26 protein-coding genes and 1 riboswitch are annotated in these 26,459 nt (G+C 63.6%); of the genes, 7 read left to right on the top strand and 19 right to left on the bottom strand.

Annotation, left to right across the window (positions count from 1 at the left end; translation table 11 throughout):
- Window positions 1-48: 48 nt before the first annotated feature.
- The 18 genes from hisB to HHL24_RS22370 all read right to left on the bottom strand — a co-directional run bounded on the left by hisB (window position 49) and on the right by HHL24_RS22370 (window position 15,483).
- Window positions 49-636 carry an imidazoleglycerol-phosphate dehydratase HisB gene (gene hisB / locus HHL24_RS22455; protein ID WP_169487575.1) on the bottom strand — a complete coding sequence of 196 codons (588 nt, stop codon included), beginning with the start codon at window positions 634-636 and terminating at the stop codon, window positions 49-51.
- A gap of 114 nt (window positions 637-750) precedes the next feature.
- Window positions 751-1,821 (bottom strand): histidinol-phosphate transaminase, encoded by a 1,071-nt coding sequence (gene hisC, locus HHL24_RS22450; protein WP_169487574.1) that lies wholly within the window; start codon window positions 1,819-1,821, stop codon window positions 751-753.
- Between the two features lie 193 nt (window positions 1,822-2,014).
- Window positions 2,015-3,337, bottom strand: a complete 1,323-nt coding sequence (gene hisD / locus HHL24_RS22445; protein WP_169487573.1) for a histidinol dehydrogenase — start codon at window positions 3,335-3,337, stop codon at window positions 2,015-2,017.
- A 60-nt stretch (window positions 3,338-3,397) separates the two neighbouring features.
- Window positions 3,398-4,096 carry an ATP phosphoribosyltransferase gene (gene hisG / locus HHL24_RS22440; RefSeq protein ID WP_115781172.1) on the bottom strand — a complete coding sequence of 233 codons (699 nt, stop codon included), beginning with the start codon at window positions 4,094-4,096 and terminating at the stop codon, window positions 3,398-3,400.
- Window positions 4,093-5,355, bottom strand: a complete 1,263-nt coding sequence (murA, locus tag HHL24_RS22435) for a UDP-N-acetylglucosamine 1-carboxyvinyltransferase (RefSeq protein WP_169487638.1) — start codon at window positions 5,353-5,355, stop codon at window positions 4,093-4,095. The genes hisG and murA overlap by 4 nt, the downstream gene beginning before the upstream one ends.
- Window positions 5,356-5,466: 111 nt before the next feature.
- The gene (locus HHL24_RS22430; RefSeq protein WP_006052280.1) at window positions 5,467-5,706 is read right to left on the bottom strand and encodes a BolA family protein; all 240 of its coding nucleotides are present in this window, start codon (window positions 5,704-5,706) and stop codon (window positions 5,467-5,469) included.
- A 15-nt stretch (window positions 5,707-5,721) separates the two neighbouring features.
- The gene (locus HHL24_RS22425; protein WP_169487572.1) at window positions 5,722-6,477 is read right to left on the bottom strand and encodes an ABC transporter permease; all 756 of its coding nucleotides are present in this window, start codon (window positions 6,475-6,477) and stop codon (window positions 5,722-5,724) included.
- Window positions 6,474-7,406 carry an ABC transporter ATP-binding protein gene (locus tag HHL24_RS22420; RefSeq protein ID WP_169487571.1) on the bottom strand — a complete coding sequence of 311 codons (933 nt, stop codon included), beginning with the start codon at window positions 7,404-7,406 and terminating at the stop codon, window positions 6,474-6,476. The genes HHL24_RS22425 and HHL24_RS22420 overlap by 4 nt, the downstream gene beginning before the upstream one ends.
- A 265-nt stretch (window positions 7,407-7,671) precedes the next feature.
- Window positions 7,672-7,974, bottom strand: a complete 303-nt coding sequence (locus tag HHL24_RS22415) for an STAS domain-containing protein (protein WP_169487570.1) — start codon at window positions 7,972-7,974, stop codon at window positions 7,672-7,674.
- The gene (locus HHL24_RS22410; protein WP_169487569.1) at window positions 7,971-8,603 is read right to left on the bottom strand and encodes an MlaC/ttg2D family ABC transporter substrate-binding protein; all 633 of its coding nucleotides are present in this window, start codon (window positions 8,601-8,603) and stop codon (window positions 7,971-7,973) included. Before HHL24_RS22410 ends, HHL24_RS22415 begins: the two co-directional genes overlap by 4 nt.
- Before the next feature lie 114 nt (window positions 8,604-8,717).
- Complete coding sequence (locus tag HHL24_RS22405) at window positions 8,718-9,764, bottom strand: MlaA family lipoprotein (RefSeq protein WP_169487568.1); 1,047 nt, start codon at window positions 9,762-9,764, stop codon at window positions 8,718-8,720.
- A gap of 11 nt (window positions 9,765-9,775) precedes the next feature.
- Window positions 9,776-10,339 (bottom strand): outer membrane lipid asymmetry maintenance protein MlaD, encoded by a 564-nt coding sequence (mlaD, locus tag HHL24_RS22400; RefSeq protein WP_169487567.1) that lies wholly within the window; start codon window positions 10,337-10,339, stop codon window positions 9,776-9,778.
- 92 nt (window positions 10,340-10,431) lie between these two features.
- The gene (gene mlaE, locus HHL24_RS22395) at window positions 10,432-11,199 is read right to left on the bottom strand and encodes a lipid asymmetry maintenance ABC transporter permease subunit MlaE (RefSeq protein WP_169487566.1); all 768 of its coding nucleotides are present in this window, start codon (window positions 11,197-11,199) and stop codon (window positions 10,432-10,434) included.
- Complete coding sequence (locus HHL24_RS22390; protein WP_169487565.1) at window positions 11,196-12,017, bottom strand: ABC transporter ATP-binding protein; 822 nt, start codon at window positions 12,015-12,017, stop codon at window positions 11,196-11,198. The genes mlaE and HHL24_RS22390 overlap by 4 nt, the downstream gene beginning before the upstream one ends.
- Before the next feature lie 94 nt (window positions 12,018-12,111).
- Window positions 12,112-13,215 carry a thiamine phosphate synthase gene (gene thiE / locus HHL24_RS22385; protein ID WP_169487564.1) on the bottom strand — a complete coding sequence of 368 codons (1,104 nt, stop codon included), beginning with the start codon at window positions 13,213-13,215 and terminating at the stop codon, window positions 12,112-12,114.
- Window positions 13,212-14,027 (bottom strand): thiazole synthase, encoded by an 816-nt coding sequence (locus HHL24_RS22380; RefSeq protein WP_169487563.1) that lies wholly within the window; start codon window positions 14,025-14,027, stop codon window positions 13,212-13,214. The genes thiE and HHL24_RS22380 overlap by 4 nt, the downstream gene beginning before the upstream one ends.
- A gap of 39 nt (window positions 14,028-14,066) precedes the next feature.
- The gene (gene thiS, locus HHL24_RS22375; RefSeq protein WP_028199627.1) at window positions 14,067-14,264 is read right to left on the bottom strand and encodes a sulfur carrier protein ThiS; all 198 of its coding nucleotides are present in this window, start codon (window positions 14,262-14,264) and stop codon (window positions 14,067-14,069) included.
- 88 nt (window positions 14,265-14,352) lie between these two features.
- On the bottom strand, window positions 14,353-15,483 hold the full coding sequence (locus tag HHL24_RS22370) for an FAD-dependent oxidoreductase (RefSeq protein WP_169487562.1): 1,131 nt from the start codon (window positions 15,481-15,483) through the stop codon (window positions 14,353-14,355).
- Between the two features lie 229 nt (window positions 15,484-15,712).
- Window positions 15,713-15,836, bottom strand: a riboswitch (TPP riboswitch).
- A 381-nt stretch (window positions 15,837-16,217) separates the two neighbouring features.
- Between HHL24_RS22370 and HHL24_RS22365 the strand changes: the two genes are divergently transcribed.
- The 5 genes from HHL24_RS22365 to HHL24_RS22345 all read left to right on the top strand — a co-directional run bounded on the left by HHL24_RS22365 (window position 16,218) and on the right by HHL24_RS22345 (window position 22,461).
- Window positions 16,218-17,969: an ABC transporter ATP-binding protein/permease gene (locus tag HHL24_RS22365; RefSeq protein ID WP_169487561.1), complete on the top strand. Its 1,752-nt coding sequence runs from the start codon at window positions 16,218-16,220 to the stop codon at window positions 17,967-17,969.
- A 50-nt stretch (window positions 17,970-18,019) separates the two neighbouring features.
- A complete protein-coding gene (locus HHL24_RS22360; RefSeq protein WP_169487637.1) occupies window positions 18,020-18,793 on the top strand; it encodes an SDR family NAD(P)-dependent oxidoreductase in 774 nt (257 codons plus the stop codon).
- Between the two features lie 326 nt (window positions 18,794-19,119).
- The gene (locus HHL24_RS22355; protein WP_169487560.1) at window positions 19,120-19,860 is read left to right on the top strand and encodes a response regulator; all 741 of its coding nucleotides are present in this window, start codon (window positions 19,120-19,122) and stop codon (window positions 19,858-19,860) included.
- Window positions 19,861-20,452: 592 nt separating this feature from the next.
- A complete protein-coding gene (locus tag HHL24_RS22350; protein WP_074282018.1) occupies window positions 20,453-21,193 on the top strand; it encodes a response regulator in 741 nt (246 codons plus the stop codon).
- On the top strand, window positions 21,190-22,461 hold the full coding sequence (locus HHL24_RS22345) for an ATP-binding protein (RefSeq protein WP_169487559.1): 1,272 nt from the start codon (window positions 21,190-21,192) through the stop codon (window positions 22,459-22,461). The genes HHL24_RS22350 and HHL24_RS22345 overlap by 4 nt, the downstream gene beginning before the upstream one ends.
- A gap of 205 nt (window positions 22,462-22,666) precedes the next feature.
- Here HHL24_RS22345 and HHL24_RS22340 read toward each other — a convergent pair whose 3' ends face one another.
- Complete coding sequence (locus HHL24_RS22340; RefSeq protein WP_169487558.1) at window positions 22,667-23,593, bottom strand: tyrosine-protein phosphatase; 927 nt, start codon at window positions 23,591-23,593, stop codon at window positions 22,667-22,669.
- A gap of 250 nt (window positions 23,594-23,843) precedes the next feature.
- Between HHL24_RS22340 and HHL24_RS22335 the strand changes: the two genes are divergently transcribed.
- Together HHL24_RS22335 and HHL24_RS22330 are read left to right on the top strand one after the other, a co-directional pair.
- Window positions 23,844-25,103, top strand: a complete 1,260-nt coding sequence (locus HHL24_RS22335; protein WP_169487557.1) for an MFS transporter — start codon at window positions 23,844-23,846, stop codon at window positions 25,101-25,103.
- A 17-nt stretch (window positions 25,104-25,120) separates the two neighbouring features.
- Window positions 25,121-26,386 carry a D-amino acid dehydrogenase gene (locus HHL24_RS22330; RefSeq protein ID WP_169487556.1) on the top strand — a complete coding sequence of 422 codons (1,266 nt, stop codon included), beginning with the start codon at window positions 25,121-25,123 and terminating at the stop codon, window positions 26,384-26,386.
- Window positions 26,387-26,459: the final 73 nt, after the last annotated feature.

Genomic DNA, 26,459 nt, shown 5'->3' with positions numbered 1-26,459 from the left:
CAGCCGGTCCTGGTCGTAGTCTTGTTTAATGAGCTGGTAAATGAGCGCTTAAAGGCTGCCCTTGGTCGACGGAATCTGTCCCGCCGCGCGTTCGTCCAGTTCGACGGCCATGCGCAATGCACGCCCGAACGCCTTGAACACCGTTTCCATCTGATGATGGGCGTTCAGGCCACGCAGGTTGTCGATATGCAGCGTGACGCCGGCATGGTTCACGAAGCCGCGGAAAAATTCAATGGAGAGATCGACGTCGAACGTGCCGATGCGCGCGCGCGTGAACGGCACATGGAATTCGAGGCCCGGACGGCCGGAAAAGTCGATCACGACGCGCGACAGCGCTTCGTCAAGCGGCACGTAGGAATGACCGTAGCGGCGGATGCCCTTGCGGTCGCCAATTGCCTTCGCGACGGCCTGGCCGAGCGTGATGCCGACGTCTTCGACCGTATGGTGGTCGTCGATATGCAAGTCGCCATGCGCTTCGATGTCGAGATCGAACAATCCGTGCCGTGCGATCTGGTCGAGCATGTGATCAAGAAACGGCACACCGGTGGCCAGCTTCTGCTGACCGGTGCCGTCCAGATTGATCTTCACACGGATCTGCGTTTCGCTGGTATTGCGAACGACTTCCGCAAGGCGCATGGTAATTCCTCGAATCTAGCTAGAAAGCGATAGTAGTGTGGGATGGGAAAACGGCGGGCCGCGCGCGCTTTTCGCAGTTGGGAAAAGCGCTCACGCGGCCATTTGGCACGCCGTTCAATGCAGCACGAGTTTCAGTCCGGCGATCAATTGGGCGTTTTCTTCGGGCGAACCGACGGTCAAACGCACGCAATTGACCAGCAATGGATGCATTTTACTCACGTTTTTGATCAGAACCCGTGCGGCCAGCAGCGTTTCGAACATAACCGATGCGTCAGGCACCCGCACCAGCAGAAAGTTGCCGGCGCTCGGGAACACTTCGGCGCCCGGCAATTGGCCCACGGCTTGCGCGAGTTTCGTGCGTTCTTCGCGCAATTGCGCCGCCTGGGTGTCGAGCACATCGACGTGGTCGAGCAGGAAATCGGCGGCGGCTTGCGTCAGCACATTGGTGTTGTAGGGCGGGCGCACCTTGTCGAATTCGGTCAGCCAGGCGGGCTTGCCGACCAGATAACCCAGGCGGATGCCGGCCAGACCAAGCTTGGACACGGTGCGCATCACGACGACGTTGTCGAACGCATCGGCGCGCGGCAGCCAGCTTTGCTGCGCAAACGGCTGGTACGCCTCGTCGATCACCACCAGGCTTTTGTTCGCCGCGGCGATGATGCGCTCCATGTCCGCGTCGTCGTACAGCGTGCCGGTCGGGTTGTTCGGATAGGCCAGATAGACGACCGCCGGTTCGTGCTCGGCGATCGCCGCCAGCATCGCTTCGGTGTCGAGCGTGAAATCGGGCTTCAGCGGCACGCCGATGAATTCCAGATTCGCCAGCTTCGCTGACATCTGATACATCACGAAACCCGGCACCGGCGCGAGCACCTTGGCGCCCGGCTTCGCGCACGCCACCGACACCATGCTGATGATTTCATCCGAACCGTTGCCGAGCAGCACGTCGCAACCCGCGGGCACACCCATCACGCGCTTGATCTTTTCGATCAGCGCTTCCGGGCGCGGCGCCGGGTAGCGGTTCAGCGCAACACCGGCCAGATGCTCGCCCAGATGCGCGGCGAGCACCGGTGGCAGCGGAAACGGATTTTCCATCGCATCGAGCTTGATATAGCCCGTGGCGTCAGGAACCGGATAGCTCGTCATCGCGAGCACGTCGCGGCGGATGATGTCTTGAGGTGTCGTCATAAGTCAGCGGAGCGGTCCGCAAGGGAGATGCTGGCCTGGCATCGGCGCCACGATGGCCGCGCCAGGTTGGTCTGTATTGTCGTTATTTAACGGGAAACCACGCGAAATCCGTCGGTGAACTTCGCGGGCCTCGGTTCGATGCCCGCCTGCTCCCTCATCGGGTTCGCCGCATTCAGGCGCTGGTGCCTCAGCTTCAGCCGTTATGCCGCATCCGGTATTCGGCGCTGCGGGCGTGGGCCTGCAGGCCTTCGCCGTAAGCGAGTTCGGCGGCGATCTCGCCGAGCGTCTGCGCGCCGTCCGCACTGACCTCGATCACACTCGAACGCTTGAAGAAATCGTAGACGCCCAACGGTGACGAGAACCGTGCGGTACGAGACGTTGGCAGCACGTGGTTCGGCCCCGCGCAGTAGTCGCCGAGGCTTTCGCTGGTGTAGCGGCCGAGGAAGATCGCACCGGCATGGCGGATCAGCTTGCCCCATTGATGCGGCTCCAGCGCGGAGATTTCGAGGTGTTCCGGTGCGATGTCGTTGGCGATCGCGCAGGCTTCGGCCATATCGCGCACCTTGATCAGCGCACCGCGGCCTTCGAGCGACGCGCGGATCACGTCCTGGCGCGGCATGGTCCGCAGCAGTTCGTTGATCGCGTCGTGCACGCGGGCGATGAATGCATCGTCCGGGCACAGCAGGATGGATTGCGCGAGCTCGTCGTGCTCGGCCTGCGAGAACAGGTCCATCGCGATCCAGCGCGGGTCCGTCGTGCCGTCGCACAGCACGAGAATTTCCGACGGCCCGGCGATCATGTCGATCCCGACCGTGCCGAACACACGGCGCTTGGCCGACGCGACATAGGCGTTGCCCGGGCCGCAAATCTTGTCGACCGCAGGCACCGTTTCCGTGCCGTACGCCAATGCGCCCACCGCCTGCGCACCGCCGATCGTAAACACGCGATCCACGCCGCCCAGCAAGGCTGCCGCCAGCACCAGCGGATTTTTCACGCCGTCCGGCGTCGGGACGACCATGACGATTTCGCGCACGCCGGCCACGCGCGCCGGAATCGCGTTCATCAGCACCGACGACGGATACGCGGCCTTGCCGCCCGGCACATAGATACCCGCGCGATCCAGCGGCGTCACCTTCTGGCCGAGCACGGTGCCGTCGGCTTCCGTGTACTGCCAGCTATGGCTGCCGCATTCGATCTTCTGCTTCTCGTGGTAACCGCGCACGCGCGCCGCCGCCGCTTCGAGCGCCGCACGGCGCTTCGGCTCGAGGCTTTCGAGCGCCGCTTCCAGTTCGGACATCGGCAACTCGAGCGCCTCGACACTCTTCGCCTCGACACGGTCGAAGCGGTTCGTGTACTCGAGCACCGCAGCGTCGCCGCGTGCCTTCACGTCGTTCAGAATCTGCGCAACCGAGCGCTCGATTGCTTCGTCTTCGCTCGCCTCGAACGCGAGCACCGCGTGCAGCGACTTTTGAAAGTCGGGCGCGCTGGAATCGAGTTTGCGAATCTTGATAGACATACGGGTATCCGTTTCGGTAAGGCGCGCTTAAGCGTGGTCAAACGAGCGTGGTCAAACTATTCAGGCCGCCGCAGTGCCGGCCTTCGACGCGCGTTCGAACGCATCGAGGATCGGCCGCAGCGCGGCGCGCTTGAGCTTCAGCGCCGCCTGGTTCACAACTAGGCGCGACGAAATCTGCATGATCTCTTCCACCTCGACAAGATTGTTGGCGCGCAAGGTATTGCCTGAACTCACCAAGTCGACGATCGCGTCGGCAAGGCCGACCAGCGGCGCCAGTTCCATCGATCCGTACAGCTTGATCAGGTCGACGTGCACGCCCTTGGCGGCAAAATGCTCGCGTGCGGTTTCAACGTACTTGGTCGCCACACGCAAGCGTGCGCCTTGGCGCACCGCGTTCGCGTAGTCGAAACCGGCCGCCACCGCGACCGACATCCGGCAACGCGCGATATCCAGGTCGACCGGCTGATACAGCCCGCTACCGCCGTGCTCGAGCAACACATCTTTGCCGGCCACGCCGAAGTCGGCTGCGCCGTATTCGACGTAGGTCGGCACGTCCGTGGCGCGCACGATGATCACGCGCAGGTTCGCGTCCGTCGTGGGCAGAATCAGCTTGCGCGAGGTTTCCGGATCTTCGGCAACTTCGATACCGGCTGCGGCGAGCAGCGGCAGCGTCTCTTCGAAGATACGCCCTTTCGACAAAGCCAGCGTAAGCGGTGCGCTCACGGCCGGCGAAGACGACGTTTGCGGCATCGAACTCATGCCTGGCTCCCGGCGATGCGGCGCACCTTGGCACCGATGGCGTTGAGCTTGGTCTCCATCCGGTCGTAACCACGATCCAGGTGATAGATACGGTCGATCAGCGTTTCGCCTTCGGCACGCAGCGCCGCGATCACGAGGCTCGCCGAAGCACGCAGGTCGGTCGCCATCACCTTTGCGCCGGACAGCTTTTCGACGCCGGTCACGAGCGCGGTGTTGCCGTCGATCGTGATGTTCGCGCCGAGGCGGTTCAATTCCTGCACGTGCATGAAGCGGTTCTCGAAGATCGTCTCGACGGCTTGCGAGGTGCCGTCTGCGATCGTGTTGAGCGCCATGAACTGTGCTTGCATGTCGGTCGGGAACGCGGGGTATTCGGACGTGCGGAAGCTGACCGCGCTCGGACGCTTGTCCATACGCACGCGCATCCAGTCGTCGCCCTCTTCGATCGAGACGCCGGCTTCACGCAGCTTTTCGGTGACGGCTTCAAGGATCAGCGGACGCACGCGACGCAGCGTGACATCGCCGCCGGCCGCAGCGACCGCGCACAGGAACGTGCCGGCTTCAATGCGATCCGGAATCACCGTGTGCTTCGCGCCATGCAGCTTGTCGACGCCCTGAATCACCAGACGGTCGGTGCCGATGCCTTCGATTTTGGCGCCCATCGAGACCAGCAGATGCGCGAGGTCGCCGACTTCCGGCTCACGCGCGGCGTTTTCGATGACCGTCTCGCCTTCGGCCAACACCGCTGCCATCAGCAGGTTTTCCGTGCCGGTGACGGTAATCATGTCAGTCACGATGCGCGCGCCCTTCAGACGCTTCGCCCGCGCTTCGATGAAGCCGTGCTCGATCGTGATCTCGGCGCCCATTGCCTGCAGCCCCTTGATGTGCTGATCCACCGGACGCGCGCCGATGGCACAGCCACCCGGCAGCGACACCCTGGCGTGACCGAACCGCGCAAGCAGCGGCCCGAGCACGAGGATCGACGCACGCATGGTCTTCACCATTTCGTACGGCGCGACGAGGTTATCGACCTTCGACGCATCCAGGGACACTCGCCCCTCACCGCTCTCGATGCGCACGCCCATCTGGCCGAGCAGCTTGAGCATCGTGCGCACGTCCTGCAAGTCGGGCACGTTATCCAGATGCACCGGTTCCGCGCTGAGCAGACCCGCGCACAGGATCGGCAACGCCGCGTTCTTGGCACCTGAGACGACGACTTCACCCGACAGCGGGTAGCCACCTTCAATGACGAGTTTATCCATGCCTGTCAGTTCCTGATTGACCCGGACTTCAACCGGGTCTGCTTTGACTGTGTTCGACGCGCCGCTACCGGCGTCGCGCCCTTCTTGAGTAATTCGCACTAAATTTCCAGATTACGCGTTCTGCCATTCGGCGGGCGTCAGCGTCTTCATGCTGAGCGCGTGGATTTCTTCGCGCATGCGGTCGCCGAGCGCCGCATACACGAGTTGATGGCGCTGGATCAAACGCTTGCCTTCGAAGCTCGGCGAAACGATGGTCGCAAAGAAATGCTGACCGTCGCCCTCGACTTCGAGATGCTGGCAAGCGAGCCCAGCCGCGATGTATTGCTTGACCTGTTCGGGAGTCGGCAACATAAGAGAAGCTCCTGATCAGTGGCGCAGTTTGTAGCCGGAGGCGAGCATGCGCATCGCCACCACGGCCAGCACCACAAAGAAACCGGCAACGATCGCAAGGCTCACGAGCGGATTGATATCCGACATCCCGAAGAAACCGTAGCGAAAGCCGTCGATCATGTAGAAAAAGGGATTGAGCCGAGACACTTCGCGCCACACAGGTGGCAACGTATGCGTCGAGTAGAACACGCCCGAGAGGAACGTGAGCGGCATAATCAGAAAGTTTTGAAATGCGGCAAGCTGATCGAACTTTTCGGCCCAGATGCCGGCGATCAAACCGAGCGTGCCAAGAATCGCCGCGCCGAAAATCGCGAACGCGATAATGTAAAGCGGCGCGCTGAAGCTGACCGGCACGAACCAGATCGTCACGATGAACACGCCGAAGCCGACCGCCAGACCACGTGCCACGGCGGCGAGCACATACGCGCCGAACATCTCGTAGTGCGACAGCGGCGGCAGCAGCACGAACACCAGGTTGCCGGTGATCTTCGACTGGATCAATGAGGACGAGCTATTCGCAAATGCGTTCTGCAACACGCTCATCATCACGAGGCCGGGGATCAGGAAGCTCGTGTACTCGACACCCGGATAGACCTGAACGTGACCGCGCAACGCGTGGCCGAAAATCGTCAGATACAGCAGCGCGGTAATAACCGGCGCCAGCACGGTCTGGAACGCCACCTTCCAGAACCGCAGGATTTCCTTGTAAAACAGCGTGCGAAAGCCACTCATGCAAGCCCCTCGATGACTTCCGGACCGTTCATCACCTGAACGAACACATCTTCGAGGTCAGCCTTGCGGACCTCGATTTCTTCGAATGTACAACCCGCTGCGCGGCACTGCGCGAGAATCCGCTCGACGTCGTCATAGCTCGCCAGACGCAGCAGATGCTGACGGCCGTTGCCGTTGCCCACGCCGCTTTCCACTTCGAGCGGACGCAACTCCGCCGGCAACACGCCTTGTGCAAAGCGCAGGAACAGCTGCATGCCGGCAAAGCGCTGCAGCAACGTGCTGGTGCGCTCAAGCGCGACGACCTCGCCGCGCCGCAACATCGCGATGCGGTCGCACAGCGATTCGGCTTCTTCCAGATAGTGCGTGGTCAGCACGATCGTGTGCCCTTCGCGATTCAGGCGCGAGATGAATTTCCACAAGGTTTGACGCAGCTCGACGTCGACGCCCGCGGTCGGCTCATCCAGCACGATCACCGGCGGCCGGTGCACCAGCGCCTGGGCCACGAGCACACGGCGCTTCATGCCGCCCGACAGCGCGCGCATGTTGGCGTCGGCTTTGTCGGTGAGGTCGAGATTGGCCATGATCTCGTCGATCCACGCGTCGTTATTGCGCAGCCCGTAGTAGCCGGACTGGATGCGCAAGGTTTCGCGCACGGTGAAAAACGGATCGAACACGAGCTCCTGCGGCACCACACCGAGCGCGCGGCGCGCGGCGCGGAAATCGCTGACTACGTCATGGCCGCGTACCGCGATGCTGCCTTCATCGGCACGCGCGAGACCAGCGAGGATGCTGATGAGCGTCGTCTTGCCCGCGCCGTTCGGACCGAGCAGTCCGAAGAACTCGCCTTCTTCCACCGTGAGGCTGACGCCCTTGAGCGCCTGCAAGTCCTTGTAGCGCTTCTTGACGTTACGAATTTCTATGGCTGACATGACTGTGGGCCGCGTGCGTCGCGGCGCCTAAAGGAGCCCTGAAGGGGCGCAAAAGTGCTGGAAGGGACGAAATTGGGGCCGGTCATATGCCCCAAAAAACGTTTGATTATAGGGCAAAAATCGGCAGCCCCGGCTCGGCCGGGGCGATTGGAAGTGACGCTATTGGAGCGTCAATGTCGCGCGCGCTGCAAGCAGCATGGGGCCGGAGTGCGCTGCGTGGGACCGGAGTAGGTGCTGAAGCATTAACTCCGGATCGACATAAGCGCTAAAGCGCTAACTCCGGTCGACAGATAAGGGTGTCGACGCCGTAGGCTTGTGCGAGGCTGGCGAGACCAGCCGGCAGGTTGACGATCTCGAACGCGATGCCGCGTGCCTGGGCGGCACGCTCCCACGCGAGCAGGACAGCAAGCGCGGACGAGTCGAATTGCGCGAGCGGCGCACAATCCACGCCGTTCGCGCCCGCAGCGATGCGCTGCAAACCCGCCTCGAACGCGGCTTTCGCGCTCTCGTGGGTCAGCGTCGCGCCGCTGTCGAAGCGGCTTGCGACGGTACTCAGCACTTCGCTCACGACTGCTTGCCCGCGGCGAGTTGCTGGTTACGCTGCGTGAGGAACTGGATCAGTCCGTCCACGCCCTTCTGCTGGATCTGCTCGTTGAACTGTTGCTGATACGCCTGGATCAGCCACGCGCCGAGCACGTTGATGTCATACACGCGCCAGCCGTTCGGCGTCTTGTACAGACGGTAGTCGAGTTCGATCGGCGAGCCGTTGTTCATCACCACCGAGCGCACCACCGTGTCGGTGTCGTCCGGGTTCATGCGGAACGGCTTGTACTGGATCTGCTGGTCGCGCACTTGCGCCAACGCGCCCGAATACGTGCGGATCAGCAGCATCTTGAACTGCTCGACCACGGCGTTTTGCTGCTCCGGCGTCGCGGTGCGCCAGTTGCGGCCCATCGCCAGCTGCGTGGTGCGGCGGAAATCGGTGTACGGCAGGATCTTTTCGTTGACGAGCTGGGTGATGTGCGAAATATCGCCTTGCTGGATCGACTTGTCGCTGCGCACCGCATCGATCACCTGCTGCGTGACGGTCTTGATCAGGCCGTCCGGAGAATTGGAGTCGACCGTTTGTGCCGATGCACCGGCACTAACGAACGAGAACAGCGCAGCAAACAACGGAATCAGGAAGAATTTTTTCATATCGAGCCTTGCCTTAAAAATAGTGCAACCGTTTGAACCGACATTAGCACGCGAGTTCAGCAGCAATCCATGCGCAAACTGCGAGAGTCGTATCGAGGTGTTACGGCTGCACGATCAACGCAATTTAAATGACGGGAAGTTGAAACGCGTCGGCGGGACCAACTGGCCGGCCGGGATCTGCGTCGTTTCTGGACCGCCGTTCAGGTCGAGCGGCGGCGTTTCGGCGCTGCCGGAGGCGGCTTCGGGGGCAGCCGCCGTGCCGGTCGCACCCGTGGTGGCGCCAGTTGCCGAAGCAGCTTGCGGCGGCGTTGCGGCGGCCGTACCGGACGCGGCCGATGCTTTCGCGGCGGCGCCCTGCGTGCCTGCCGCGCCTGTCGGCGCCGCAGCCGCGCCGCCGTCGACGTCGTCGTACTTCGGCAGCGGCGCTTCGTCGCCATAGTTGGGCAGCCCCTGCGACTGCTTGCCGTCCGACAGCAGATACTGGCGACGCTGCAGATACGCGTTGCGCACGAACGAATACTTATCCAGCGCGGCGCCTTCCAGCACGTCGCTCGCGCTCAACAGATTCGCGCGGGTGTTGACCACGTTCAGGCCGTACAGCGCCCAGCTCAGACCATCCGGATGAATGTAGCTGAGCGGGTTCACATAGTAGTTGCCGATCGAGCCGACCGCGTCGCGCACCGTGCTCGGCCCGAACAGCGGCAGCACGAGGTACGGACCCGCCGGCACGCCATAGTGGCCGAGCGTCAGGCCGAGGTCGTTGTCGTGCTTGGGCAGCTTGGCGAGCGTCGCCACGTCGAACAGACCGCCGACACCGAACGTCGTGTTGATCACGATCCGCATGATGTCTTCGACGCCGTCGGTGATCTTCAACTGCAGCAGGTTGTTCGCCGCGATGTAGACGTCGCCGATGTTCGAGAAAAAGTTAGTGACGCTGTCGCGTACCGGTTGCGGCGTCGCCCAGACATAGCCCTTCGCGACCGGTTTCAGCGCGTACTGGTCGAGCTTGTCGTTGACGGTGAAGATCGTGCGGTTCAAGCCCTCGAGCGGATCACCCTTGGTCGGCGTCTGCACAGTCGAGCAGCCGGCGAGCGTAGCAGCCGCCAGCGCGAACGTCGCTATCTGGACGGTGCGCACGCCTCGTTTGCGTAGGGTCTGCATTTTTATTCTCCTTATTGACCGGCCGCGCCAGAGGCGGGCGAAGTCGGCGCCGCCGGCGCGGGCGCCGTGGCGGGGGCAGCCGCAGGTGCGGCCGAACCCGCGCCCGGCTTGGATGCGCCAGAGTCCGCGGCCTTGCTATACAGGAATTGTCCGATCAGGTTTTCCAGCACGATCGCCGATTGTGTCATCGAAATCGTGTCACCCGCTTTAAGCATCTCGCTATCGCCCCCGGGTTCGAGCCCGATGTATTGCTCGCCGAGCAGACCCGAGGTCAGGATCTTCGCCGAGGTGTCTTTCGGAAACGGGTATTGCTTGTCGATGTCGATCGTGACGACAGCCTGATACGCATTGCTGTCAAAGCCGATCGAGGCAACCCGGCCGACCGTCACGCCCGCGCTCTTCACCGGTGCGCGAGCCTTCAGTCCACCGATATTGTCGAACTTGAGCTTGACCGGGTACGTTGCCTGAAACGACAACGAGCTCATGTTGCCGGCCTTTAGCGCGAGAAATAGCAACGCCACGAAACCCAACACCACGAACAGGCCGACCCAGAAGTCGAGAGCAGTCTTTTTCATCGTCATCCCAAAGTGAATCCGCCACGCTGCTCCCGCTCTTCGTCACGCGCAACCCGAGGCGCGCCCGTTGAGCGAAAACGTGCAGCGCAGTTTTAGCTGAACATCAGTGCGGTCAGCAGAAAATCGAGGCCGAGCACCGCAAGCGACGCGTACACAACCGTCCTGGTCGTAGCGCGCGACACGCCTTCCGGCGTCGGTTTGGCTTCGTAGCCCTGAAACAGCGCCACGAAGGTCACCGCGAGGCCGAACACCACGCTCTTGATGACCCCGGCGCCGACATCGCGCCAGACATCGACGCCGCCTTGCATCTGCGACCAGAACGCGCCGGAATCGACGCCGATCAGCAGCACGCCCACCACATAACCGCCGAACACACCGACCGCACTGAAAATCGCGGCCAGAATCGGCATGGAAATAATCCCCGCCCACAGGCGCGGCGCCACCACCACCTTGACCGGATCCACCGCCATCATTTCCATCGCGGTCAATTGCTCACCCGCCTTCATCAAGCCGATCTCGGCCGTGAGCGACGTGCCGGCGCGGCCCGCGAACAGGAGCGCCGTGACCACTGGCCCGAGTTCGCGCACCAGCGAAAGCGCGACCAGCAGTCCCAACGCCTGCTCGGAGCCGTAGCGATTCAGCGTGTAATAGCCCTGCAAGCCAAGCACGAAGCCGACGAACAGCCCCGAGACGGCGATGATCACCAGCGAATAATTACCCACGAAGAGGATCTGCTTCGTGACAAGGCGCGGCCGGCGCAGCAGCGGGAAAAACTCGAGCAGCAGCCGGAAGAAGAAACGCGTGGCATAGCCGGCCGTGCCCAACCCGTCGAGCACCGAGCGGCCGATCGAACTGATCATGACTGACCTCCGCCGATGCCGAAGTCCGCCGCGAGCGGCGTCTTGCTGGGGTAGTGAAATTTGAATGGGCCATCCGGCGCGCCGTCGATGAACTGGCGCACCGTAGGATCAGTCGACGCGCGCAGCTCGACCGGCGTGCCTTCGGCATGCACCCCGCCGTTGGCGAGGAAATAGACGTAATCGGCAATCGCGAACGATTCCGGCACGTCGTGCGTGACGAGGATCGAGGTCGCGCCAAGTGCCTGATTCAGCGCGCGAATCAGGTTTGCGGTGATGCCGAGCGAGATCGGATCGAGGCCGGCGAACGGCTCGTCGTACATCATCAGCTCGGGGTCGAGCGCGATCGCCCGGGCCAGCGCCACACGCCGCGCCATGCCGCCCGAGATTTCCGACGGCGCCAGGTCGCGCGCGCCGCGCAACCCGACCGCGTTGAGCTTCATCAACACGAGGTCGCGAATCAGTTCTTCGGGGAGGTCGGTGTGCTCGCGCAGCGCGAAGGCAACATTTTCGAACACCGACATGTCGGTGAACAGCGCGCCAAACTGAAACAACATGCCCATTTTGCGGCGCAGCGCGTAGAGGCCGTCACGCGTTTGTGCACCGATGTCCTGGCCTTGAAACAGAATCTGGCCGCGCTGCGCGCGCACCAGACCGCCGATCAGACGCAGCACCGTGGTTTTGCCGCAACCCGAGCCGCCCATAACCGCGACGACCTGGCCACGCTTGAAGCGCAGATTCAGTTTCGACAGGACGAGCCGGTCGCCATAACCGAAGTCGACGTCGCGCAGCTCGAGTAAGGTCTCGGGGGAGGAAGACACGAAACTGACAGTCCTTTTACACGGAAGGCCGAATTATAGGGCCATCATGCAAAAGCTGCCGTGAGGTGCCCTGTCCCTTTACTGAACTTGACGATTATTGCGTAAACGCATGTTGCAGCGCAGAAACCGCGGCAGCCGGATCGGCGGCCTCGGTCACAGCGCGCACCACAGCCGCACAGCCTACGCCCGTCGCCAGCACGTCCGGCAGCACCTGCAGATCGATCCCGCCGATCGCCACCAGCGGTACGACGCCGTCGAGCAGGCGTACATAGCGTGCCAGACGCTTGAGGCCCTGCGGCGCGGTCGGCATGACCTTGGTGGTGGTCGGGAACACCGCGCCCAAGGCAATGTAGCTGGGCCGGAAGTGCAGAGCCTTCAGAATCTCGTAGAAACCGTGTGTCGACAGACCGAGCCGGATGCCGGCGGTGGCAAGTGCCGACAGATCGGCCGTATGCACGTCTTCCTGGCCGAGGTGGACGCCGTAGGCGCCCGCTTCCAGCGCGGCTTGCCAATGATCGTTGATGAAAACCTGGGCATCGTGCTCACGGCCCGCGACGACACAGCGAGCGATTTCGCGCTTCAGTTCGTCGGCAGGCTCGGCCGATTTGCGGCGCAACTGGACCGTTTTCACGCCAAAGCCCACTACCCGTTCGACCCACTCGGCGGTCGGCAGCACTGGATAGAGACCCAGCCGGTCGGGGCAACGCGCGAACGCTTGCGCCGGCGCGGCCGGCAGGCCGGCGAGGCGCGGGAAATGCGCGATATCCGCCGGAAATGCGTCGTCTGCTTTGGTTTCGTCGCCGTCGCGCCACGCCAGAGCGAGCACCAGCGCGTCATGTGGATCGAAGCCGCAGTCCAGAAACGCAGCTAGCGCAGGAATCCAGTCTTCCGCCAGATGACCTTCCAGGCGGTATTTCTCGCCGCCCAGATGGAGCGCCGCCGTATTTTCCGCAGCGACGATCACGCCGGCGCCCTGCACCAGCCAGCGCGCCACCTGCTCGCCATGCTGCTGCGCGTCGGCGACGATGATCAGGTCTCCGCCGTTCGGCTCGTCCGGCGCGGTCAGGCAGATACGCCACGGCGCATGCGTCGGCGGCCACTCGCCCAGGCGGGCGCGGATCCGCTCGGCGGCTTCGGTGAGTTCATCGGCGGGCGGCCAGAAGAGGTCGCGGCCGGTCAAAGGCAAAGTTTGCGTCATGCGGCGCTCCCGTCTTGATGCCAGAACGGCATGCCGACCACCGGCGTGCTCGCGTGCGCGCTTTCGCGCTCGGCCATCGGCCCCGCCAGAAAAGCCTGGCGGCCCGCTTCGACGCCCAGCGCAAAGGCGCGCGCCATCGCGTCGGGATGGGTCGCCTGCGAAACGGCGGTGTTCAGCAGCACGCCGTCGAAGCCCCACTCCATCACTTGCGCCGCGTGCGACGGCACGCCGAGGCCCGCGTCGACGATCAGCGGCACATCTGGCAGGCGTTCACGCAACACCCGCAGGCCGTACGGATTGATCACGCCCTTGCCGGTGCCGATCGGCGCGCCCCAGGGCATCAGGGCCTCGCAGCCCGCATCGAGCAGACGGCGGCCGATCACGAGATCTTCGGTGCAATACGGCAGGACCTTGAAACCGTCCTTGATCAACTGTGTGGCTGCTTCGATCAGACCGACCGGATCAGGCTGCAACGTGTAGTCGTCGCCGATCAGTTCGAGCTTGATCCACTCGGTGTCGAAGATTTCACGCGCCATGTGCGCGGTCGTCACCGCCTCGCCGACGGTCAGGCAGCCGGCGGTGTTAGGCAACAGCGGCACGCCGTGGCGCTTGAGCAGGTCGAAGAAACCAGCTTCGGCGCCGCCTTCGTTCATTTGCCGGCGCAGCGCGACGGTCACCATACCGGGCTGCGCCGCGTCGATCGAATCGGACAGCGATTGCAGCGACGGATAGCGCGAGGTGCCGAGCAGCACGCGGCTCGCGAAAGTTTGGCCGTAGAGCGTGAGCGCGTCGGCCGTTTGGGGGGAAGTCATTTGCATAGTCCTGGTCTCCGGCAATGCATGGCGCGGCACTTAGCCGCCGGCCACGGGTTGCACGACATCGAGCTTGTCGCCCGGCTGCAGCGCGCGCGCCGCATGCTGGGTACGTGCGACGAAATCGCCGTTCAGCGCGACCGCGAACGGCGGACGCGCGCCGAACGCGGCGAGCGCATCGGCGACAGTCGCGCCTTCGGGCAGCGACAACGGCTTCTGATTGATATGAATGTCCATGGTGTTCGAATACGGTTCAATCGATGGCGGTAGCGGCTTGGCGCGAGCTTGTTTGCCTGTGGTCATTTCACCAACAGGCGCGCAACGCTCATGCCGGTTCCCGCGTGGAATCCAGTTGAAACAGCTCGCTCCAGCGCGCGGCACTTTGCCAGTCGGCGAACGCATCGGCGTCGCCAATGCGGCCGTCGAGCAGCGCCGCGGCGAAGCGCACGGCTTCATCGGCGACTTCGGGCACGATCATGTAGCCGTGCCGGTACAGGCCGTTCACGCGCAGCGTCTGCGCGCCATCCCACAGCAAAGCCGGACGGTGGTCCGGCAAAGTCGGGCGGCACTGCGAATTCAGTTCGAGGATGCGTGCCTCGCCGAAGCCGGGATGCACGGAAAACGCCGCGCTCAGCAGTTCGAGCGCCGAGCGCACGCTGACCGGCGACATGTCCTCGCCTTCCACTTCGGTCGCGCCGATCACGTAGAGATCGTCCGGCTTCGGCGCGATATACAGCGGATAGCGCGGGTGCAGCAGCCGCACCGGCCGCGTCAGCTTGATACCGGGCGCATGCACTCGGGCGACTTCGCCGCGGATGCCGCGCAGCGTGGGCAGCACGGACTTCGCGCCCAAACCCCGGCAGTCGATCGTGACGCGCGCGGGCGGTAGCGCATGATCGTCGACCGGCGTATTCCAGTGCGTTTCGACACCGCGCTGGGCAAGACCCGCAGCGAGCGCGGCGAGCACCTGACGGTTATCCAGTTGGCCTTCGCGCGGCAGCAGCCAGCCCTGATTGAAGCGACCCGCCAAGGCGGGCTCGGCGGCGCCGAGCTGGGCACCGGCAAGCGTCACGAAGCCGCCGTCGAGCAATTCGGCAGGTGCGTTCGAGCGCACGCGGCGTTCGAACAACGGCGCTTCAGTCCGGTCGGCGTGATGCCATACGACGAGCGTGCCATTGCGCTGAAAGAACACCGGTTCGGGCAATTCGGCCAGCACTTGCGGCCAGCTGTCGAGCGAACTGGCGCCGAGGCGCGTGATCAGCAGTTCAGCACTGGCGGCTTCGGCCAGCGGCGCCAACATGGCGGCAGCAACCCAGGCGGCGGCTTGGGTACCCGCGGCATCGCCGCGCTCATAGAGCGCCACGCGATGCCCTTGCCCGGCGAGACGCCATGCAACGAGGCGCCCGCACAGGCCGCCGCCAAGCACGGCGAAATCAGGTTGGGCAGGACGGTTCATCGCGCCCACTCCGAGTCGCAACGGCAAGCAACATTAAAGCAGCACGGCGCGCCGACATAACCGGCGAGAGCGTGGCGACGAGCAAAACACATGTATGAAGAATAGGCGGTCATCGAATCCTTTCCGTACGGCAAAAAAACGCACGTACCCAGGACGAAACCGGCGGGTGAGGCCGGCCGGGCAATACGCGCGTCCAATGACGGACGCCGCCCGGCGGGGAATGGAAGACTGGTTTCTTCCGGAAACTTCCCGCGCCGGTATTACCCGGATCGGGTGCAAAGGGTCTCTCTCAGCCTCGCCGCCGCTGCGTGAGAATCACGCAGCCTGTGGGCAAAGCACCCCTGTTTCGTCGAAGGTCATTAGACCATAAAAGGCGCGGCGCCCGCAAACCAGTGGCCCATGCAATCGCGCGCAGTTGATCCGGCACCATCTTTCAATTCGTCAATACGGCCGAACGCAGCGCTCTGGCACAATGCCAAGACCGGATGCCGCAGGAGCTACGCGCGGGCTGCATGCTTAGCCGCCATGCGCGACGGCGGCCCCGAGGCAAGGCCGCTGAACGGAAATTAATTTTCACTTAAGGGCTTCGCGCCAGAATCGGACGCTCACCCGGACGTGCGTTCGTCGAGCACGACGCCCGGGTCACGCACCGCAAACCCGCCGTGGGGCCGGCCCAACTGGTGCCAGCCCGACATGGGCCAGCCCACATGGGCCAGCACTTCACCAGGATGCTCATGACACCGAATACCGCTTCCAGACCCGCGCTGCCGCCGGACGACAAAGTCTCCGCCTGGAGCCTGATCAAACCTTACTGGGTTTCCGAAGAACGAAAAACGGCGTGGGTGCTGCTCATCGCGATCATCGTGATGAATCTGCTCGTCGTGTGGATCAACGTGCGCCTGAACCGCTGGAGCGCCGACTTCTACAACGCGCTGCAGACCAAGAACGTGCACGACTTCCCGCAGTTGCTGATGGTGTTCTCGGGACTCGCGTTCGGCTTCATCATCCTCGCGGTGTATGGCCGCTATCTGCGCCAGATGCTCGGCTTTCGCTGGCGCCAGTGGCTGACCACGCGTTATCTCAACGAGTGGCTACACGACAGCGCCTTCTACCGGATCGAACGCGACCGGCTCGCCGACAACCCCGACCAGCGGATCAGCGACGACCTGCAATCGTTCGCCACCACCACGCTCTCGCTGACGCTCGATCTGCTCTCCACGGTCGTCACGCTGGTCTCGTTCATCACGATCCTGTGGTCGCTGGCCGGCGCGCTGACCGTTTCGCTCGGCGGCATGCCGGTGCAGATTCCGGGCTACATGGTGTGGGCCGCGGCGCTGTACGCGGTGGTCGGCTCGCTGATCATCCAGAAGGTCGGCCATCCGCTTGTGTCGATCAATTACCAGGCGCAGAAAGTCGAGGCGGATTTCCGTTTCGGCCTGATCCGTCTGCGTGAAAATGCCGAGCAGATCGCCTTCTACGACGGCATGGAGACCGAAAAGAAGAGCACGCACACGCTGTTCGCCCGCATCCGCGACAACTGGTGGCAGGTGATGAAGTACACCAAGCGGCTCACCTTCGTGCTGAGCTTCTATGGTCAGATCGCGATCATCTTTCCGCTGGTCGTGGCGGCACCCCGTTACTTCGCGGGCGCGTTCACGTTCGGCGTGCTGATGCAGATTTCGAGCGCATTCGGTACCGTCAGCGATTCGTTTTCGTGGTTCATCAACAGTTACGGCACCCTGGTCGAGTGGCGCGCTACCGTGAACCGGTTGCGTGAATTCAAGCGCATCGTGCATGCGCCGCGTCTGAAGGAATCGGTGTCGCCCGGTACCGCGCATGGCGGCATCAAGCTGCATTTTGTCGACGAAGACAAGCTCGTCACCGACGGCCTCCAGCTTGCGCTGCCGAATGGCAACCCGCTGTCACGCATCCGCGATATCGCGATCACGCCGGGCTCGCGCTGGCTGGTGCGTGGTCCGTCCGGCTCGGGCAAGAGCACGCTGATGCGCGCGCTTGCAGGCTTGTGGCCGTTCGGCGACGGCTCGATCGACGCACCGGTCAACGCGCGCATGATGTTCATCCCGCAGGTCAGCTACATGCCGATCGGCACGCTGAAAGCCGCGCTCACCTATCCGTCCTCTTCGGACACCTACACTGACGAAGAATGCCGCGAAGCGCTCGTCACCTGCCACCTGTCGGAATATGCCGACCGCCTGCAGGAATCGGGGCACTGGACACGCGTCCTCTCGCCGGGCGAACAACAACGTCTCGCCGGCGCGCGCGTGCTGCTGCATAAGCCGGACTATCTGTTCCTCGACGAAGCGACCAGCGCGCTCGATGCGGAAAACGAAGCACGTCTGTATCACCTGTTCACCGAGCGGCTGCCGAAGGCGGCGATCGTCAGCGTCGCGCATCGCGAATCGCTGGCGGCGTTCCATGGCGAAACGCTCGACGTCGAGCGCTCGGGCGAAGCGATTGCAGCGTGAACACCGTGAGCGACATGAGCGGCACCGGTGACGCGAGCAGCACGGCTGGCATGAGGAGCGCCGAGCTCGATCGCGTCGTCCTGATCACCGGCGCGGGCTCCGGCATCGGCGCCGCACTGGCCCGGCGCATCGCCGCGCCGCGCACCGCGTTGATGCTGCACGCACGCGGCGCTGACGACGAAGCGCGTCAGCGTCTTGCACAGGTCGCAGCCGATTGCAGCGCGAACGGCGCGCGCTGCGCGACGGTGTTCGGCGACCTGGCCGAACGCGGCGCCGCCGAACACGTGATTCATCAAACGCTCGCGAGCTTCGGCGCGCTGGATCAACTGGTCGCGAACGCCGGCCACGCGCAACGGCAAACGCTCAACGCACTCGACGCGGATGCATTCAGCGCCGCCTTCTCCGCCATGCCGGCCGCGTTCGCCGCGCTCGTCAAGCGTGCGACGCCCGCATTGGAAACCTCGAAGCGGGGTCGCGTGGTCGCGCTCAGTTCGTTCGTCGCGCATCGCTATCGCGTGGACGCACCGTTCGCCGCCACGGCGGCCGCGAAAGCGGCGATCGAATCGCTAGCTAAAACCGCTGCCGCCGAACTTGCGGCGCATGGCGTGACGGTCAATTGCGTGGCACCCGGCTACACCCGTAAAGATCGCGGCCCAAGTGCCGATAATGCATCGGTGTGGACCCGCGCCGCCGAAGCAACGCCGCTCGGCCACGTCGCCGAGCCTGCGGATATCGCCGCACTGATCGCGTTCCTGCTCTCCGACGAAGCGCGTCACATCACCGGCCAGGTGATCCATATCGACGGCGGCCTCACGCTCGGCTAGGCAGCACATCGCTCGTCAGCCCGATCGTTCACGCTGTCAGGCGACCCACGCACGTTCGCACAACGATCAGCACCGCCAGTCCACACGCCGCAACATCCGGAAACACGCGAGAAGAGTTCGAAAGCATTTGCGAAGCGGGCAAGCTGTTCCCGGCTTTGAAAAGCCCTTATGGCAGCGACGATAGTCGTGCGGGCCGTATCACGTCCGGCCCGCTTCGCCCCTCACTGCTACCGGACTCTCCACACGCTTGCTTTCTCTTTCGCGAGAAAGGATTCGAAAGCGTTACCCGCTTTGCGCTGCTCGCGCGGATCACTAAGATGACCTGGATGAACCAATCCATTCTGGTCGTCGACGACGACCCCGTCGTACGCGAGCTCGTCAGCGAATATCTGCTAGGGCGTGGCTTCAAGGTGTCCACACTCGAACACGGTATGGCGCTGCAGAGCACATTACAGAACGAGCGTCCCGCGCTGGTCGTGCTCGACATCATGATGCCGGAGCTCGACGGCATCAGCGCGCTGCGCGCATTGCGCGTCGCCGGCGACGATATTCCTGTGATCCTGCTGACCGCGCGCGCCGATCCGATCGACCGCGTGATCGGCCTCGAACTCGGCGCCGACGACTATCTCGGCAAGCCATTCGAACCAAGCGAGCTGGTCGCGCGAATCCGCACGGTCCTGCGCCGCCGCGGCGCGATTGCACCGAGCGCGCCGGAGCAACGCGCGCCCTATCGCTTCGGTCGTTTCGAGGTGAATTTCCCGGCGCGCGAATTGCGCCGCGATGGCGAGCGCATTCCGCTGCGTTCGAGCGAATTCGCGATGCTCAAGGTATTTGTCACGCACGCGATGACCGTACTCACGCGCGCGCAGTTGCTGGAGAAGCTGCACGGCAATAGCGAGTTGCATCGCAATCGCAGTCTTGATGTGTCGATCTGGCGTTTGCGCCGGCTGATCGAAGTGGATCCGTCCGAGCCTCGCTATGTGCAAACCGTCTGGGGACGCGGCTATGTGTTCGTGCCGGACGGCGAAATCGGCGCAGCGGAACGCAACACGCCACCGCTTGCATGATGCTCGTCTGGCGAGCGCCCGGCGCCTGGCCTCGGACTTAAGAAAACTTATGCAGCGTGTCGCACATGTCGCGCACACCCCCGCATTGAGGCTTCTCCGCCGCCCGCGTGGGCGCGCGCGAAGAAAAACGGGTCGAACTGAATTGCTATGAATGGTCATGATCAGCCTCGCATGGCGCCAGGTTTCGATTTCGCGCCGACTGTCTGTTGGGCCCAAGGCGTTAGGCTTTTTTCGACATGCGGCGCAACGTACTGCACGACGAATCATCTCGCCGCACACGCGGTGGCGATGCACGAAGGAACGCGCGCTTTCCGGCGGTTCTTACGACTCGTTGCGACCCATTGCCATCAGTAGCAACTGCGCGCAAATTCTTTCATCAGAGGAATTTAAGCGGTGCAAAATGAATGTCGCGCCGCGCCGCACGTTGGCACCGCGCGGGCAATACATTGCTGAATATGGCTGTCGTGAAATATGCCGTGAGCCTTTGGTGGCGGGCCTCGCGCCCGAACCAGCAAGGACGGCGCGGCTTTGCGTAAGCATTGGTAAGAAAACAGTGAGTCGTGCGTCGCGCGCGCCAGACTAGAATTTCGCCATGAATCCACAGGTCCTTATCGTCGACGACGACCCGGTCGTACGCGATCTGCTTTGCAAGTTTCTGCAGTCGAACGGCTTCGACGCGTCGGTGCTGCACGACGGCACCCATTTGCAACGCCGGCTCGAACGTGAACGGCCGTCGGTCGTCGTGCTCGACATCATGATGCCGAACACCGACGGCTTGCGCGCGCTCACCGCCCTGCGCGCCGCCGGCGACGACATTCCGGTGATCTTCGTGACGGCGCGCGGTACGGTGGCCGACCGCATTGTCGGCCTCTCGCTCGGCGCGGACGACTATCTGACCAAACCGTTCGACCCACGCGAACTGCTCGCGCGTATCCATACGGTGCTGCGCCGCCGTGGGCCGTCCACCACGAGTGCGCCGGAAGCCCGCAAGCCGTATCGCTTCGGCCCGTTCGAACTCGACTTCGCCACCCGCTCGCTGTCGCGCGACGACGCGAAGCTGCCCCTGCGCGACAGTGAGTTCGCGCTGCTAAAGATCTTCGTCAACAATCCGTACAAGGTGTTGTCGCGCGTGCTGATTCACGATCTCGTGCATCGTGACAATCTCGCCTTCCGCGACCGCAGCCTCGACGTACCCATCTGGCGCCTGCGCCGTGTGATCGAAGACGACCCGTCCAATCCCTGCTACGTGCAGACGGTGCGCGGCAAAGGCTACGTGTTCGTGCCCGACGCCGACGGCACGCCGTTCGCCGACGAGGCTGCCTCAAGCGCATGAAAAACCCGCTGAACACGCTGTTCGGCAGAATGGCGTTGCTGTCGACAGCGGTGTTGTTCGCGATTCAGGCCGGGTGGTTCGTGCTGGTGGTGATGCAGCCGCCGCGCCACGAAATCGACGGCTTCGCGCGCGGCATTCTGCTGGTGCTGCAGGCAATCAACGGCGAGCCGATGAAGGGTGCCGCGCTCGCGCCCGCCATGCGTGTGCACCTCGTGCCCACCTGGAACATGCCGGCGAGCATCCACCTGCACACGCCGGATCAGCGTCCGCTGATCGAACTGAGCCGGCATCTGCGCGAAAACCTGCCGCCCGGCACACAAATCGCCGTCGACGACCTGCGTCCGCCGCAGTTATGGGTGCTGTTCCCCGGCAAGTCGAACTGGGTCGTCGTGCCGGTCGACGTACCACCGCGCCCGCGCTTCCTGGTCGAATCCATCTCGATGCTGCTGGCCGCGCTGATCCTGTCGCTGTTCGCGGTCTGGCAGATGCAGCGGCCTCTATCGCGCGTCGCCGACGCAGCCCGCGCGTTCGGTTCAGGCGGCAGGCCGGAACCCGTGACCGTGCAAGGCCCGCGTGAACTACGCGATCTGATCGGCTCCTTCAACGATATGATGCGGCGCCTGAATGAGGCCGGCGACGACCAGGCGGTGATGCTGGCAGGCGTCGCGCACGATCTGAAAGCGCCGCTCACGCGGCTCAAGTTGCGCGCGAGCGTGCTGGTCGCGGAAAACGAGCGGGCCGGACTGATCCGCGACGTCGACTCGCTGACCAACATCGTCCAGCAGTTTCTGGAGTTTGCCGGCCAGTCCGCCGACGCGGGGCCGCCGGTCGAAGTCGACGAATTCCTGCAGGAACAGTTTTCCGCCGGCGACAACACCGAGACGCCGCTGTTCACGCTCGATCTGCGCGCCGGTTCGTCGTTCACACTGCCGCGCACCTTGCTCGACCGGCTGGTCACGAACCTCGTCGACAACGCGCTCGAGCACGGCTCGCCGCCGGTGGATATCGCCACGGCGCGTGATGAGCGGCATTGGGTAATCAGCGTGCGCGACCACGGCCCGGGCATTCCCGACGACCGCATCGCGGCGGCGATGAAACCGTTCGTACGGCTCGACGCCGCGCGCGGCGGCGAAGGTCATTGCGGCCTGGGTCTCGCGATCGTCGCGCGGCTCGCGCACGATCGCGGCGGACACTGCCACGTGCGCAATCACGTGCAAGGCGGCCTGGAAGTACGGATCGAATTGCCGGTTGGGGCGCCACGATTATGAGGATGGCCGAGAAGGCTTGAGCGGCGTGCAGTACCGGCACTTACGCGCCCTTACTGGACGGGTTTTCGCGATGGCTGTGGCGTTATAGTCGCCCCCGGCAACCTCGATGCCGCCCTTCTCTGTCCGCCCGCTTTCTTGGGGCGGACTTTTTTTCGTCGGTACCTGCCGACGTGCTCCGCTCAACACCCGGCGCGGCGAGCATAAGTCAGGCGACCAGGCGGTCGTGCAACGTGTCGATCGTTGCTTGAGACATGCCAAGGCCTTGCGTCAGATAGCTCGCCATGGTGCCGTAGCTCGTCTGCACCTGATCGAACCCCGCTTGCAGATAACTTTCCTCGACGTTGAACAGGGGCGACTCGACCGTTGCAACCGCGTCGCTATCCTGCGCGCGCAACGTGGCGATCTGCGCCTGGATCGATTCGGCCAGATAGGCGTTGCTCAGCAGATAGTCCTGCATGATGACGTCGAGCGGCACGTTGGCAATGCTGAGCAGGAGTGCCGCGACCCAACCGGTGCGATCCTTACCCGCGTTGGAATGAAACAGCTGCGCGCCGGCGCCATTGGCGAGCCGCGTGAGGAGTTCGCCGTAGCCGTCGCGCTGGGCAGCGCCGGTGACATAGTCGCGCGCCTGGGCCTCCATGAACGCGACGGCGGCGCCTGCCGTATCGAACGTTGGCGCGACGAAGTCGTTGATACCCAGGACGTCGAGCGCTTGTGATGTCGCGCCGGCCGGGAGGATATCCACGGTGCGCGCGATTTCGCCGGGCGTGCGCAGATCGTAGACCGAAGCGATGCCGAGTTTGTCGAGGGCGGCCGCGTCGGCAGCGCTGAGGGTCAGCGCGTTCGCGCGATAGAACGCGCCACGGCGCATCTGTTTCCCGTCGACAGTGGGATAGCCGGCGGCCGCGCCCGCCACGTCGCGAAAGTTGTTCACCGAGGCGAGACGCGGCGTTTCCGGCTGATCAGCGTTCAGATTTCCGCCCCCGCAAGCTGACAGCAGCGAACTGCTCATACCCGAGACCAGCAGCACGCTTACCGAGGATTTCAGGAACGCGCGGCGCGAGTGATTTGCCCGCAAAGTCGTGCTCGCGAAGCGGCGGGATGGCGAGCAGATTTTTGCGGTTGCGGGCATTGACGATGGCGAGGTGGCGAGCGCGGGCGTAAGGAGGATGTCCGCAGCTTGAGCGCTGCCAGCGCAGTTTAACGGCGGTCAATATTTTTTGGGTTACATGGTAGTAGTTCGTAAGGAACCGGAATGGAGTTCTTACCCCGTCGCCATTTTTGACCACCGCTGGCCGCACAACACCTCGCCCCCTTAGAATACAAAAAACCCTCGATCAAGCCGCCGGAAGGCAAAAACCGCCTGGAGACCACAAGAAAACATGCCCTCTCTCCAATGGTTCACCGAACTGACCCAGCGCGAACGCCGCACCCTCTACGCTGGCTTCGGCGGCTACGCAGTCGACGCCTTCGACTTCATGATCTACTCATTCCTCATTCCGACGCTCATCGCGACCTGGGGCATGACCAAAAGCGAAGCCGGCATGATCGCGACCAGTTCGTTGATTTCGTCGGCGATCGGCGGTTGGCTCGCCGGTATCCTCGCCGACCGCTATGGACGCGTGCGCGTCCTCCAGTGGACCATCGCCACCTTCGCGATCTTCACCTGCCTGTCAGGCTTCACCCACTCGTTCTGGCAACTGCTGACCACCCGCACGCTGCAAGGCATCGGCTTCGGCGGTGAATGGTCGGTAGTGACCATCATGATGGCTGAAACCATCCGTTCACCTCAGCATCGCGCGAAAGCCGTCGGCACCGTGCAAAGCAGCTGGTCGGTCGGCTGGGCCGCGGCTGCCATCATCTATTGGGCGTTCTTCGCGCTGCTGCCGGAACAGGTCGCATGGCGCGCCTGCTTCTGGATCGGCCTGCTGCCCGCGCTGTGGATCATCTACATTCGTCGCAATGTCAGCGATCCAGAAATCTTTCTCGAAACCCGGCGCGCTCGCGAAAGCGGCTTCGATACCTCGCACTTCCTGCAGATCTTCTCCTTCCCCCACCTCAAAACAACCCTGCTGGGCAGCGTACTGTGCACCGGCATGCTCGGCGGCTATTACGCGATCACCACCTGGCTGCCGACCTATCTGAAAACCGTGCGCCATCTGTCGGTCTTCAACACCAGCGGCTATCTGATCGTGCTGATCGTCGGCTCGTTCACCGGCTATATCGTCGGGGCGATTCTCTGCGACAAGATCGGCCGGCGCGCGTCGTTCGTGCTGTTCGCGATCGGCTCGTTCGTGCTCGGCATGTTCTACACGATGCTGCCGATCACCGACGGCATGATGCTCGCGCTCGGCTTCCCGCTCGGCATCGTCGTGCAGGGGATTTTCGCAGGCGTCGGCGCGTATTTGTCCGAGCTCTATCCGAATTCGATCCGCGGCTCGGGGCAAGGCTTCTGCTACAACCTGGGCCGCGGTCTCGGCTCGTTCTTTCCGATCCTGGTCGGTACACTGTCGCAAACCATGACGCTTGTTAAGGCGATGGGCATCGTCGCCGGTTCGGGCTATCTGCTGGTGATCGTCGCCGCAGTGTGTCTGCCGGAAACCAAGGGCAAAGTGCTCGGCGCGGTTCGTCCTACCGCCTGAAATCGCCGTACATACACATGAAAACGATTGTTCTGGGCGGCGGTGTGATCGGCGTCGCCACCGCGTTTTATCTGCGCCAGCAAGGCTGCGACGTTACCGTGATCGAGCGCGAGCCGGACGTCGCGCTTTCCACCAGTTTCGGCAACGCCGGCGTGATCGCACCAGGCTATGTAACGCCGTGGGCCGCGCCCGGCATGCCGGCGAAGATACTCAAATATCTGTTCAAGCCGGCCTCGCCGCTGATCTTCCGCCCCACCTTCGATCCGGCTCAATGGCGCTGGATCGCGCGCTGGCTGCGCGAATGCGACCTCGAACGCTTTCGCGTCAACAAGCAGCGCATGCAACGCATCGCTTATTACAGCCGCGAGTGTCTGCACGAATTCCGTGGCTGTTATCCGTTCGACTATGGCCGCAGCCAGGGCTATCTGCAGTTGTTCCGCAGCGAGTATGACGTCGAACTCGCGCAACCTGCGCTGGCGGTCCTGCGCGACGCCGGCATCGCGCATCGGGAAGTCAGCGCGGCGCAGTGCGTCGAGATCGAACCGGGTTTGCGCTGGGCGCGTCAGATGCCGCTCTCAGGCCTCTATCTCCCCGACGACGAAGCCGGCGACTGCGCCCGCTTCACCCGCGAACTTCGCGTGATCTGCGAGCGCAGCGGCGTGCGCTTTCGCTTTGATACACGTGTGAGCTCGCTCGACGTGCGAGGCGGTACGGTTCGCGCGGTGAAGATCGAGAGCGAACGTGGCAGCGAGACGTTGCAAGCGGATGCAGTGGTGGTGGCGCTGGGCGTGGACAGTGCGGCGCTGCTCGCGCCGCTCGGCGTGAAGGTGCCGCTCTACCCGGTGAAAGGCTATTCGGCGACGCTGCCCGTCACCGACGACGAAAAAGCCCCGCTTGCGGCACTGATGGACGAGTCGCTGAAAACAGCGATCACGCGCTTCGGCAACAACTTGCGCGTGGCCGGCACCGCGGAACTCGGCAATCGCCAGACAACCTTGCGCGAGCAGGCGCTGCAAACACTGATGAAAGTGCTCAGCGACTGGTTTCCGCGCGCGGCCAATCCGACCTCCGCGCACTTCTGGGTCGGCCGCCGGCCGATGACGCCCGATGGCGCGCCGTTGCTCGGCCCGTCCGGCGTGGACAATCTTTGGCTGAACCTCGGACATGGCTCGACGGGTTGGGCGATGTCGATGGGTTCGGGCCGCGTGGTCGCGGATTTGATTACGCAGCGCAAGCCGGAGATCGATTTGGACGGGCTCACGTTGGCGCGCTATCGGAAGTAACCACAAGCAGACGTTAAAAAGCCGGGTCACCCTCTCAGGTGCCCGGCTTTGTTTTTTATCGCCTTGTCGTCTC

This window comes from Paraburkholderia polaris (assembly GCF_012927345.1).
GTDB classification, from domain to species: Bacteria; Pseudomonadota; Gammaproteobacteria; order Burkholderiales; family Burkholderiaceae; genus Paraburkholderia; species Paraburkholderia polaris.
Note: the sequence above shows the minus strand (reverse complement) of the source record. Positions and strands in the feature narration are given on the sequence as shown.